The 11,812-nt window shown below is 44.4% G+C and carries 12 protein-coding genes; 7 read left to right on the top strand and 5 right to left on the bottom strand.

The features are described from left to right. Positions 1–99 precede the first annotated feature (99 nt). Genes COP04_RS09475 through COP04_RS09465 form a run of 3 tightly spaced genes read left to right on the top strand, consistent with a single transcriptional unit; the run spans position 100 to position 3,426 of the window. The gene (locus tag COP04_RS09475; RefSeq protein ID WP_100487757.1) at positions 100–1,044 is read left to right on the top strand and encodes an AAA family ATPase; all 945 of its coding nucleotides are present in this window, start codon (positions 100–102) and stop codon (positions 1,042–1,044) included. Continuing rightward, positions 1,041–2,243 carry a DUF58 domain-containing protein gene (locus COP04_RS09470; protein WP_100487756.1) on the top strand — a complete coding sequence of 401 codons (1,203 nt, stop codon included), beginning with the start codon at positions 1,041–1,043 and terminating at the stop codon, positions 2,241–2,243. The genes COP04_RS09475 and COP04_RS09470 overlap by 4 nt, the downstream gene beginning before the upstream one ends. Then, the gene (locus COP04_RS09465; RefSeq protein WP_100487755.1) at positions 2,236–3,426 is read left to right on the top strand and encodes a DUF4129 domain-containing protein; all 1,191 of its coding nucleotides are present in this window, start codon (positions 2,236–2,238) and stop codon (positions 3,424–3,426) included. Before COP04_RS09470 ends, COP04_RS09465 begins: the two co-directional genes overlap by 8 nt. A 403-nt stretch (positions 3,427–3,829) precedes the next feature. Here COP04_RS09465 and cotE read toward each other — a convergent pair whose 3' ends face one another. The 3 genes from cotE to miaB all read right to left on the bottom strand — a co-directional run bounded on the left by cotE (position 3,830) and on the right by miaB (position 6,574). Further along, positions 3,830–4,387: an outer spore coat protein CotE gene (gene cotE / locus COP04_RS09460; RefSeq protein ID WP_100487754.1), complete on the bottom strand. Its 558-nt coding sequence runs from the start codon at positions 4,385–4,387 to the stop codon at positions 3,830–3,832. A 322-nt stretch (positions 4,388–4,709) separates the two neighbouring features. Then, on the bottom strand, positions 4,710–5,090 hold the full coding sequence (locus COP04_RS09455) for a YlbF/YmcA family competence regulator (RefSeq protein ID WP_100487753.1): 381 nt from the start codon (positions 5,088–5,090) through the stop codon (positions 4,710–4,712). Next, complete coding sequence (gene miaB / locus COP04_RS09450; protein ID WP_100487752.1) at positions 5,087–6,574, bottom strand: tRNA (N6-isopentenyl adenosine(37)-C2)-methylthiotransferase MiaB; 1,488 nt, start codon at positions 6,572–6,574, stop codon at positions 5,087–5,089. Before miaB ends, COP04_RS09455 begins: the two co-directional genes overlap by 4 nt. Before the next feature lie 263 nt (positions 6,575–6,837). Between miaB and COP04_RS09445 the strand changes: the two genes are divergently transcribed. The 4 genes from COP04_RS09445 (at position 6,838) to COP04_RS09430 (ending at position 10,740) form a co-directional block, all read left to right on the top strand. Further along, positions 6,838–7,518, top strand: coding sequence for a response regulator transcription factor (locus COP04_RS09445; protein WP_100487751.1), 681 nt, complete (start codon positions 6,838–6,840; stop codon positions 7,516–7,518). Beyond that, complete coding sequence (locus COP04_RS09440) at positions 7,511–8,779, top strand: sensor histidine kinase (protein ID WP_100487750.1); 1,269 nt, start codon at positions 7,511–7,513, stop codon at positions 8,777–8,779. Before COP04_RS09445 ends, COP04_RS09440 begins: the two co-directional genes overlap by 8 nt. A gap of 61 nt (positions 8,780–8,840) precedes the next feature. Continuing rightward, positions 8,841–9,290, top strand: a complete 450-nt coding sequence (locus COP04_RS09435; RefSeq protein WP_239984818.1) for a DUF2231 domain-containing protein — start codon at positions 8,841–8,843, stop codon at positions 9,288–9,290. A gap of 166 nt (positions 9,291–9,456) precedes the next feature. Continuing rightward, entirely contained in the window at positions 9,457–10,740 is a 1,284-nt protein-coding gene (locus COP04_RS09430) for an MFS transporter (RefSeq protein ID WP_100487748.1), read from the top strand. A gap of 319 nt (positions 10,741–11,059) precedes the next feature. Here COP04_RS09430 and COP04_RS09425 read toward each other — a convergent pair whose 3' ends face one another. Together COP04_RS09425 and COP04_RS09420 are read right to left on the bottom strand one after the other, a co-directional pair. Next, positions 11,060–11,527, bottom strand: coding sequence for a CBS domain-containing protein (locus COP04_RS09425; protein WP_100487747.1), 468 nt, complete (start codon positions 11,525–11,527; stop codon positions 11,060–11,062). Between the two features lie 94 nt (positions 11,528–11,621). Next, entirely contained in the window at positions 11,622–11,798 is a 177-nt protein-coding gene (locus tag COP04_RS09420; RefSeq protein ID WP_100487746.1) for a type II toxin-antitoxin system antitoxin, read from the bottom strand. Positions 11,799–11,812: the final 14 nt, after the last annotated feature.

Raw genomic sequence — 11,812 nt, 5'->3', positions numbered from 1 at the left:
GTGCATCAATACCAACGACTTTTACAGAGGCATACGGCCATAAGGAGAACTTCAATGTTATAATAAATGAAACTAAGAACGCTAGGAGGTCGGGTTTACATGATCAACGAACTTGAACAGTTGAAAGAGAATGTGCGACAAGTCCTTGTCGGGAAGGACAGGCTTGTTGAATATATGATGATTGCGCTGATCTGTCGCGGCCATCTGTTGATGGAGGATGTGCCCGGCACGGGAAAAACGATGCTGGCAAAAGCCCTGGCCAAATCAATAAAGGGGACCTTCAAACGCATTCAGTTCACGCCTGATATTCTTCCTTCAGACATCACAGGCATCCAATATTTTAATCCGAAAAGTCAGGAGTTTGAGACAAGACTGGGTCCGGTGATGACAAATATTCTGCTGGCGGATGAAATCAACCGTGCGACACCGCGTGCCCAATCCAGCCTGCTTGAAGTGATGGAAGAGCGTCAGGTAACGATTGAGGGCGAGACGCTGCCTATCCATGCGCCTTTCATGGTCGTTGCCACTCAGAACCCGATTGAATCCCAGGGCACATTCACCCTCCCCGAAGCCCAGATGGACCGCTTTTTCATGCAGATTTCGGCCGGATATCCTTCATTAAATGAAGAAAAAGAAATGATGCACCTATACCGTGAAAACGATCCGCTCGAAGGTCTTAAGCCCGTTTTTACGCCTGATGCAATCTTGTCTTTGCAGGAAAAGGTAAAACATGTACAGATTGACGGACAGATCGAAGACTATTTATTGAAAATCGTCCGTGCGACCCGAAATCATGAGTGGATCGCCAGCGGCGCCAGTCCGCGGGGCACGCTCGCGTTAATGCACGGCGTCCAGGGCAAAGCATTTTTAAGCGGGAGAGATTTCGCTGTACCTGAAGATGTAAAAGAGATGGCGCCGGTCATCCTGTCACACCGGCTTGTCTTGTCGATGGAGGGAGATCTGCATACGACAAAACAGCAAATCATGAATCAGCTGATGGAACAGATTGAAGTTCCTGTGGAATCGGGTGTCCGCCATCCATGAACTGGTCCGTCGAAGATCAGAAAACTCAGATTCAGACATTCCTCTATTCACTTGGTTTGATCTTCTTCTTACTTGGATTTTTCATGAATACTTTGCTTCTTCTCCTTACAGGCCTTTTTTTATTGTGTCTCGCTTATTTGTCAAAAAAGTATTTGAAGTATACTATTGCTCATTTTTACCTGGACAACTCAGGCTCGCCTCTACATCTTTCCACTGGCGAAAGCAGTCAGTTTGTCCTGACATTCGTCAATACTTCGGGCCTCCCATTCATTTCTGCCCGCGGGCAGCTGACCACAGACAAGAACGTAAGCCTGGCCGCAGCACCCACCGGGATTCCTATACATACGTTTCGTTTTGCAATAGCCATGCGGGCAAAACAAAAAGCAGAGGTCAGCTGCCCGGTAACCGCGCTTCAGCGCGGTATAGCCAGAATCCGCACACTGGAGATCGTCTGCGAGGATCCCTTTCATGTGTTCCGGTGCACGCTCAGACCAAATGAAATGATCAGAACCCGCATCATTGTCTATCCCAAACCAGAACCTGTTCACAGCCTGAACCGGATCGTGCCCGCAAATCTTGGGTTCGATCCTGCTTCACAGTCACTTTTTAAAGACTACACACTGCCCGCCGGGATTCGGGATTATGCACATTCAGATCCATTCAGGCACATTCATTGGAAGGCAAGTGCCCGGCTTGGAAAACTTCAAACAAAGACGTTTGAAAAAGTAGCTCAGGTGTCCTGGACATTTTTATTTTTGTCCACGCCCAATTACCACGTGACTCAGACAACGGAGGATTTTGAAAGGCAGCTCTCAGCTGCAGCGTTTATGGCGGAATATGCGTGCAAACACCATTACCCGTATGATATCTATTGCAACAATAAACCAATGGGGCCTTCGTTAATGACCGTCCTTGAGGAAAATCAGGGTGTCGGTCAACTGAAAAAAGCATTGGAGTTCTTTTCATTCATGCAGAAATGGCAAATAAAAACGCCGGTCGACCGCGTGATACGGGCTATTCGCACCCGTCTGACCGGCGCACGGATGATCTTTATCATTGATCTTGATCCTTCGGGTACTGTACGGGAGCAACTCCACTCTCTGCTGACGGACGGCCATTCGATCTATCAGCTGATGCTTTCAGAACATTCAGCTGCATTCATTCCGATCATGGAAACAGGAGGTGCAGCCGTTGACTAAAATGCAACCGTTTCTTCCATTAGTTTTATACTCATGTTTTTGCTTGCTATTTTCTTATTTAGTACTGTTTCCTTTAAGCCCGGCAAAGTGGGCGGTCTTTTTACCGCTCGCAGTGCTTGCCGTCATTCAATCGACGTTTATGGTCAGCCTTTTTAAATGGAAAAAGGCTGCACTGTCAAATATTCTGATACTTTCGGTCGCAATTGGTTTAGCCGCTTTTCTGTTTTTTCATATCCTTTTTCTGCCATCCTGCCTGATCGCAATTCTCTTTCTATATTTTTCATCTATTGGCCTGGAAAGGCGCGATGCGGCCCACTTATGGTTGCTTTTCCTGATTTCTGCTTCTGCAGCCATCTATTATTATCTTTTTTTCCCAATCGGCCATCGCAACTTTATTTTTCTGGTTTTGTTGGCAGAACTGATTGTTTTAAACGTTCTCCTGGTCGTAGAAAATCGCAGTGAAAACCGATATATGCCTGGTCTGACAGCAATGTTTATTTTCGCTGCAGCGGTCCTGGCATTGATAGTCTCCATGCTTAAACCTTTATTCATATGGATCTATGATTTACTATTCAATGTTCTTTTAAAAAACGCATTGTATAGCATTTTTAATGCTTGCTGGATTTTCCTGAATCACTTTGCTAATTCGAATAGGCTCATCAAACCCATGAAAGCACTGCAGAATTCGAACGCCAACCAGGAAAGTAGCAATCGAACGAGTCACCCTATTTATCCGCAGCATCATTACGGATTGTGGATCGCACTTGCATTGGTCACAATTCTGGTTATCACTTTCTACCTGTGGCTGCGAAAAAGAAAACTCCGTATTGCGGACATAAAAATCAATGCGTCAGTCTCATCGGCTGTACAGTCAGACACATTTGGGGAAAAGAAAGAAAAGAGGCAGTTCTTCGGCCATCTCTTAGCGCCAAGAGACCCAGTCAGAAAAGCGATTTTTTATCTCCAGAAAATTGCAGAAAAAGCTGGGTCAGGCCGCCATTTCTCGGAATCACTGACGGAGTGGCTGCAGCGTCTCGATCATCTTCCAGATCAGGATCTTGTTCGAAACTATCAAAAAGTCAGATACGGCCATCAGAATCTGCTTCCGGACGAAAAAAAAGCGTTCTTTGACTCTGTAGCGCGGCTCAGGAAAGCGATCGAGAACAGCAGCCACCCGACATAATCATCTGACACAGCGAAAAAGAACGAAAAAAACCGTTCTTTTTTTGTGGAAAAAGTTTGAATTCCGGTTTTTATATGTAGTTGGTCACAAATGATTTTTTATCATAACTTTGGGCTGAACTTTCATTGATTTGATAGAGCCTTTAAAATTGGCTTAACTTATGGCCCTATTCAGTTGAATTTAAACAAATACAAATAAAAAACTTCATTTCCAATTTTGTCCAATTGAGCGATGACCATATGACCTCAAGCAGGAAAAATAAGCCAAATCAGGGATGTCGACTTCTTCAAAATTCTACACTCATCTTAAAAAGAGATACCACAGTTGTAAATCCTGTGATATCTCCAATTTTACACTTTCTTATCGTGCACAAAAAAGGGGGAGTCAGCTCTCCCTCTCAGTCTTATTCATCTTCGTCTTCATCTGTGAGCAATTCGGAATCCAGTCCGCTTAATTCTTTCTCAAGTTCATCATCATCATCATCGTCATCGAGGGTTGCTTCAACCAAGCCATCGTCATCCACTTGCACCTTGACTTTGGTTTCACCAATCACTTCAACGAGGAATTCCCGTTCAACGTGAGCCACTACTCTGTTGCCGCTTGACGATATCTTCGCTTCCAGGCAATTCGGTTCCTGCAGCGGCCGGCATGTGCATTCCACTTTATCGGAAATCAGGTTTTTGTCGCGAAGACTCAGCTGTACCTTGTCACGATAGCTGACCGTTTCACAGGCGACTTCCGTCCGTGTATTGTTATTGTAGGAATACCACGTATTGATATCGTAAGTCCCTTCGACAATGACTACATCCTTCTGATATTCCGTTTTATATTTATGATTGATGACCCAGCACCCCAGGATGTTAGAGGGTTTGTGCGCCGGAGTCACGGTATGCGCGGACTGGCTGGATTTCTTCCCTTTTCCGCAAATGGCCTTTGTGATAATTTCTCTATAATCTGCCAAAAGTCCAAACCTCCTTTGCCTTCTTCATTGTCATGTTATGCAAGGCGAATGACACATGTGAAAAAAAAACTCCCTGTACATCAAGGAGTTTTTGATACAGAAAGCATATGCAAATTTAGAAAAAGCGGTATAAGGAACCAGGTGACAGAGGACTGAACTAAGAACATGCATGTACCATCTTTGGAAATGCGCCTGCGACAAGTTAAGCACGAGAAAACCATCTATCGCTCTCACAACTATCCGTTAGTCTGCGCCCAAAGGTTGGGCAATTTCTTCTTTATCAGGGCTTTGCAGACATCCATAGCTATTACCGGTTAAAATACTATTTTATATTCTCCGAACTATTTTCCCCCGAATCTGTAATGCGGCTGGAAACAAGGTTTACAATCAGCTGCAGAAAATCATTGACTTCACCCTGTGACTGTTTAAATTCCATGACAACAGGAATGCTGTCCAGCTCCTTTTGAAGCTCGTCAATCTTTGCCTCATTCTGCCTGTATGCTTCATGCTTCTGAAAGTGCTGCAGATTGACAGACTCTTTCTGATATTTTTTTATTTCATCAACCAAGGCTTGCACTTTCTGATTCGCACTGATTTTTTCCTCGGCTTGTTTATAAAACCTGACCTGTTCCGTAGAAGACAAGTGTTTGGCAACTTCTTTCGCTTTTGCCAGAATTTCCTCATTTGAAAAATAATCGTTCATCGCCCGGCTACCTCGGGTTCTTTCTGCCATTCCCCGTCCAGTGACCACATCTTTGCGTCGGTAATTTTCACATTGACAAGTTGCCCGATCAATGATTTTGGACCGGTAAAATTGACGACTTTATTGGTTCTGGTATGTCCTGAGAGCACGTCAGCATTCTTGCGGCTCTCACCTTCGACCAGTACTTCCACAACCTGATCCTGATACTGGGCATTACTTTCAGCGGCCAGCTTGTCTACCAGCCGGTTCAGGCGCTGCAACCGTTCCTTTTTGACATCCATCGGCACATTGTCTTTCATCCGCGCTGCAGGCGTTCCCGCACGCGGTGAATAGATAAAAGTGTAGGCTCCGTCGAAGCGGCACTCCTTTACAAGAGACAGGGTATCTTCAAACTGTTCTTCCGTTTCGTTCGGAAAACCAACAATAATATCTGTTGTAAAAGAGGCGTTCGGAACTCCATTTCTGATCTTGTGAAAAAGATCCAGATAACGTTCGCGCGTATAGCCGCGCCCCATGATCTTCAGAATATCCGAATTTCCAGACTGGACAGGCAGATGAATATGTTCGCAGAGGTTCCCTCCCTTGCCGAGAACCTCGATCAAATGATCATCGAAATCTTTTGGATGGCTTGTTGTAAAGCGGACGCGAGGAATTCCAATTTTCCGGATTTCATCCATCAGCTTGCCAAGACCATAATGATCGAGATCCTTTAAATCTTTCCCATATGCGTTGACATTCTGTCCGAGCAGTGTAATCTCTTTGTATCCGCGCCGCGCCAGATCCCGTACTTCATTGATAATTTCTTCGGGACGGCGGCTCCGTTCTTTGCCACGGGTATAAGGCACAATGCAGTACGTACAGAACTTATCGCAGCCGAACATAATATTGACCCACGCCTGAAAGTGTCCGTGCCTTGCGATCGGAAGGTTTTCAACGACATCACCTTCCTTGGACCAGACCTCAATGACCATTTCCTTGCTGAACAAGGCCTCCTGCAGCAGCTGCGGCAATCTGTGAATATTATGCGTACCAAAAATCAGATCAACCTGTGGGTACGTTTGCAATACCTTGTTGACGACGGTTTCTTCCTGTGCCATACAGCCGCACAGTCCAATAATCAGTCCCGGCTTCTCCAGTTTCAGCTGCTTCATACGCCCAATGTGTCCGAATACCCGGTTCTCCGCATTTTCACGGATCGCACAAGTGTTGATCAGAATCACATCAGCCTGGCTGGCATCTTCGGTCTCAAGATAAGCCATTTTTTCGAGAATGCCCGCCATCACCTCGGTATCAGCTTCATTCATCTGGCATCCATATGTCTCAATCAAGTATTTTCTACCCTTGCCAATGGTCTTCATTTCTTCCGGAATACTGAAATCATTTATAATATGAACCGGCTCTCTGCGACGTCTCCGTGCGTCTTTCAGAGAAGGCGGTTGAAAGTATTTCGAAAAATCCACTTTGCTGAACTTTGACTCAACCACAGCAGATCCCCCTTTAATTAAAGTCCGTACGAAAAGACGACACAGGAAAAACGAGTTAATAAAAAAATTCGCTGTTTATCATTCGACGGCTTTTCGAACAACCTATTTAGAAATTAGTATCATCAGTAAATTATAGCAAACTCACCTTTTTATTGAAAGAGATCTCAACTCAGCTGAAAATGGAGAAAAAGTCATACCCTTTTTAACCACCCGAACTTTATATATAATAATAGAATAAAGATGTTGAAAATGAGGGTTAAGTCATGAAAATATTGCTTGCGGAAGATGATCAACGTTTAGGAAAATTAATCGTCAAAATGCTTAAAAAGGAACAGTTTACCGCCGACTGGGTTGAAGATGGAATCAGTGCCTGCGATCAGGCACTGACCGGCGACTATGACGTGATTGTTCTGGACTGGATGCTGCCTGAACGCGACGGCATTCAGGTCAGCAGGACTCTTCGAAGCGAAGGTTACAGCGGCGCCATATTGATGCTGACAGCAAGAAGCGGGCTGGAAGACCGGGTGAGCGGACTGGATGCCGGTGCTGACGACTACCTGGCCAAGCCGTTCGCTTTCGAAGAGCTCTTCGCACGTATCCGCTCTCTTTCAAGGCGAAACTTTTTCCCGATCGATCACGATATTATCACTTCCCACGACCTGACTATTGATTTGGCGAATCACACGATCATACGGGGTAGTGAGACAATTATCCTGACACCGAGAGAATTTCAGCTGCTTGTTTATTTTGTCAAAAACACCGGGAGAATTCTTTCGAAGGATCAGATTATTTCCAGAGTATGGGAAGAAGAAAGCGAAGTCACTTATAATACGATGGAAGCTTTCGTCAAGCTTCTTAGAAAAAAGCTGGGCCAAACCAAGCGAAACAGCTATATAAAAACGATCCGCGGGTTCGGTTACATGTGGATGGGCGACAATGTTTAAGCAGCTGGAGAGAAAATTGACAATGACTTACAGTCTCTGGTTTTTTCTGACCCTTGCAGCAATTTTTTTTATTTTATTTTTTGTTTTTAAGAATATGATTTATCAATCTGTAAGTTGGCAAGTTGACGATCTTGCCCATGATCAGGCCATTGAATTTGCTGATACACATCACCTTGAGGGCGGCCCTTTCAGGCATTCGCTCTACTTATCCGCATTTCTTTCAGAAGATGGCAAGGATATTGTGTACAGAGGATCACTGCCAACGAGCTTAAGGAACACTCTTCTTTCAAAGCTGAAAAGCAGGGAATACACCGGAATCGTACAGACTAAAGAATCTTCTGGGCATAATACATTGATTATTTATGCAATTGAACCTGTTATGCATGAGGGAGTACAGACTGGATATATCGTCATCGCCAAAGAAATCATTAAAACGCATGAGCAGATTGAATGGTGGTTCAGAATTTTGTTTGTAATGGGTATATGCGCCGCAACACTTTCCGTGATCATTGCCCATTTCCTTGCCAGACGAGCTGTGCTTCCTGTCAAGCGAAATTTTGAGAAGCAGCGCGCATTTGTCGCTGATGCCAGCCATGAAATGCGGACACCGCTCAGCGTCTTCTCAGCATCGCTGGAATTTTTTGAAGCAGAAGAGAAAGGACGATTATCTGAGTCTTCAAAGGAAACACTCGTTGACTTGAAAGCGGAAGTTAAAGACATGGACAAGCTGATCAGCCAGCTGCTCTCTTTAGCCCGTGCCGACAACCACGGATTGACGGCGGAAAAAAAGACTTTTCCGCTGATTCGCATGATCCGCCCAATGATCACCTTTTACAAACAAAGGTCTATTGACGAGGGTAAAGTATTTACCGGTAATATTCCCGAGAAAGAAGTTTATCTTCTGGCCAATCCGTTGGAAATCAAACAGCTGTTCACTATTTTTCTTGACAATGCTTTGAAGTATACAAAAAAATACGATCGGATTGAATTAAGCATATGGATTAATAGCGATAAAAAGCGGTTAAACTTTTCAGTAAAAGACTCCGGTATTGGTATCGCAAAAGAAGAGCGAGAACATGTTTTTGAAAGGTTTTACCGGGTAGAAAAAGGCAGAGCCAGACAAAGCGGCGGCAGCGGTTTGGGCCTGTCAATCGCCAGTGAGATCGTCAGTGCCTACAAAGGGACGATCACCACTGATAGTGCTATGGAACTCGGTACAACCTTCACAGTAAGTTTGCCCGTCCTGGCAAGCGCAGAGTAATTCAGTTCTTTTTCAGTTTCCTTTTGTAAGCTGAATCAGTAAGCAAAAGGAGATGATTCATGTGTTTGGAACACCGCTTCACCCATTGCTTGTCCATTTTCCAATTGCACTGTTAATTGTCGGAACAGCATTCCAAATAATCGCTATCTGGAAGAAGGACTTTTTTGACAGAGCAGCCCTGCTGCTATTATCCCTGGGTTTCCTTTCAGGTATTATTGCCTATTTATCAGGTGACGGCGCCGAACAATTTGCGTATTCACACTGGGGCAACAGCTACCGCTCACTCGTGCACATTCATAAGGCCTATGCAACAATAACTTTATTGCTATTTGGTGCGGCGGTTGCACTCAAAATTTTTAACTCTCTTTTTAAAAAGAGAGTTATTGCCCCCGCAGTTTTGATTCTCTGTCTGGCCGGTTCGGTTACACTCACATTGACCGGGCACTATGGCGGTGAAATGGTCTACGTCCAGAAACACGCAGATTCATTGAATACATTACAGATTGAGTAAAGCTTCTATTTTTTCAGGACAATATTTAGATAAATCATTTATTTTCATGAATCTATTATCCATATTACTGTATAAATGTGTTATAATTTTCCGAAATGAAGATGATTGAAGGCGGGTTCATATTCTAGCTTTAGCTTTCTCATCGACAAAAAGGAAGTCCTGAAAATTGAACGGCTTACTGCACAATAAGAATTTTAGTTTGCTTTTCTCTGCGCGGCTGATTGCCAATATCGGTGACAGCATGTACTATGTAGCTGCAATGTGGCTCGTCTACAGGTTGGGGGGATCGGCTTTTTATTCCGGTCTTGCCGGTTTCCTGACGCTCTTTCCACGTGCCTTTCAATTTACCGTCGGCCCCATTCTTGACAGGTATTCGATACAAAAGCTTTTGATCACCACTCAGTTCCTTCAGGCTGCTATCCTCTCCCTGATTCCTATTGCTTCTTTAAGCGGCAGGCTCTCTGTGACCCTCATCCTCGTCGTTATGCCCATCGTTTCTTTTCTAAGCCAGTTTTCCTTCCCCGCAGAGAATGCGCTCATCCCCCATATTCTAAAGAAAGAACAGAGAGTTCGGGCGAATTCGGCTATGGCCCTCGCTTATCAGGGAACCGAGTCCGTCTTCAATGCGGTTGGCGGCGTCCTTGTTGCACTTGTTGGGGCGATTTCCATCTACACGGCTGATATCATCACATTTCTTATCGCTGTGATTCTTTTTTCAATGCTTTCACTTCCGAGTGCCTCGCAATCTGTTCACAGGACTTCGGTCCATCAGCAGATTCGGATCTACTTTTCTGATCTCAAAGAGGGATTTCATATTGTTTTTCACTCAGTGATCGGAAGAATGATCATCTCCGGACAAGTCACGAATTTCTCTCTCGGCGCACTGACAGCATCGCTTCCCTCCTATGCTAATTTTCTCGGAGGTTCATGGATCTATGGACTGATGCTGGCCGGAATGGCTGTCGGCAGCCTCGTTGGTGCGCTGTGTGCAGGATTCTTTGAAAAAATCGCTGTCGGAAAAATGCTGACATTCGGCTATCTGATCGGTTTTTGCCTATGGATCAGCGCAGCTCTGACTCCAAACAGCCTGATGAGAATATTGCTGTTTTCTGCAAGCTTGATTCCGCTTGGTTGTAATAATGTAATTAATGCCACGGTGATGCAGAATCTCGTACCTAAAGATCTTCTGGCACGTGTTATGTCAGTCGTGGCAAGCATTGCAACCTGCATGATGCCGCTCGGTGCACTCGCAGGCGGGACATTCAGCGCTCTGTTTGGGCCCAGTGCGATATTTACCTTCTCAAGTTTTGGATTTCTCTTCTACTCAGTTTACGTGGCTCTGACGCCCGTGCTCCGCAATATGCCCGCTGCGAGCAAGGTAAAACCAAGAGACTACGGATTTTCAGCCAGAACAAACATCTCAGAACAAACATTTTCTAATGAAACCTGAATGCGTGATCAATATATTAGCCTTTCAATCATTTTTAAGTTGATGCTGTATTCAGAACTCTGACTGATTATTCGTGCAGCAGATCATGCTGCTGTAAATATATTAGATCCACATGCCATATGGTAGGAATATGTGCCTGATGGACATTTTAGCCCATAACAGAAATTTCTTATTTCAATCTATGTATTCTGCATTCCGATACTGCGCCGAATCCTATCAGTAGGGCACGTTCCTCTCTATAGGAAAAGAGCAGAAGAGAATTGTCCTTCCCTTCTGCTCTTTTTGTATCGATTGCAATAATTATTAAGCTTCCAGCAATTTATTTATAATTGACTGCCTGTTCACCGACATGGCGGATGATATCACTGCGGCTGATGATACCGACAACATGCTTTTCATCATCTGTGACAGGGACTTTTTTGATATGCGCATGCGACAGTGCCCGCAGAACAGCGTCTAGTTCATTGTCCGCATAAACGGAGTGAATATTCTTTTTTTTCATCAGATCTTTCACATTTTTTTCAAGAAGATCCTTTAACAATTCAGGCCTAATTTCTACTCTGACAGCCGAAATTATGCTGTAAAAATCGTAAATATTCTGCCGTTTTGGAGCAATAGCACGAAGAATATCCCCATCGCTGATAAATCCTGTCAGTATACTTCTCTCATTAACAACCGGAACGCCGCCTATTCTGCTCCTGATCATCACTTTGATCAGTGTTTGAATTGTATCATTTTTATGAACCGTAATCACTTCTCTGGTCATTAAATCTCCCACGCGTGTCATCATCCGCCCCCCTATTTGTCAATTCATGAATAGTATACACTAAATAATAGTGGAAACGTTTTATCTATTGATTGCAATGCTTTTATCATTGCAATCATTCGTCAGAGTCCTTGTCTTCTCCGTCTGCTTTTCTTCCCGAACGCCTGACAGCTCCGCGCAAAAGAAATTCAATTTGGGCATTCACACTGCGAAACTCATCATCCGCCCATTGCTGCAGAGTAACATATAGCTCGGGATCGATTCGTAATAAAAAGCTTTTTTTCTTAGCCATCGAAAAGCCCCATT

This window comes from Sporolactobacillus pectinivorans (assembly GCF_002802965.1).
GTDB classification, from domain to species: Bacteria; Bacillota; Bacilli; order Bacillales; family Sporolactobacillaceae; genus Sporolactobacillus; species Sporolactobacillus pectinivorans.
The sequence above is the reverse complement of the archived record's forward strand: the minus strand, read 5'-3'. Positions and strand labels throughout refer to the sequence as shown.

Coding starts and splice junctions, on each gene's coding strand:
- COP04_RS09440 (WP_100487750.1), top strand. CDS start 7,511: ATGTTTAAGCAGCTGGAGAGAAAATTGACAATGACTTACAGTCTCTGG.
- COP04_RS09470 (WP_100487756.1), top strand. CDS start 1,041: ATGAACTGGTCCGTCGAAGATCAGAAAACTCAGATTCAGACATTCCTC.
- COP04_RS09475 (WP_100487757.1), top strand. CDS start 100: ATGATCAACGAACTTGAACAGTTGAAAGAGAATGTGCGACAAGTCCTT.
- COP04_RS09425 (WP_100487747.1), bottom strand. CDS start 11,527: ATGACACGCGTGGGAGATTTAATGACCAGAGAAGTGATTACGGTTCAT.
- COP04_RS09420 (WP_100487746.1), bottom strand. CDS start 11,798: ATGGCTAAGAAAAAAAGCTTTTTATTACGAATCGATCCCGAGCTATAT.
- COP04_RS09455 (WP_100487753.1), bottom strand. CDS start 5,090: ATGAACGATTATTTTTCAAATGAGGAAATTCTGGCAAAAGCGAAAGAA.
- COP04_RS09445 (WP_100487751.1), top strand. CDS start 6,838: ATGAAAATATTGCTTGCGGAAGATGATCAACGTTTAGGAAAATTAATC.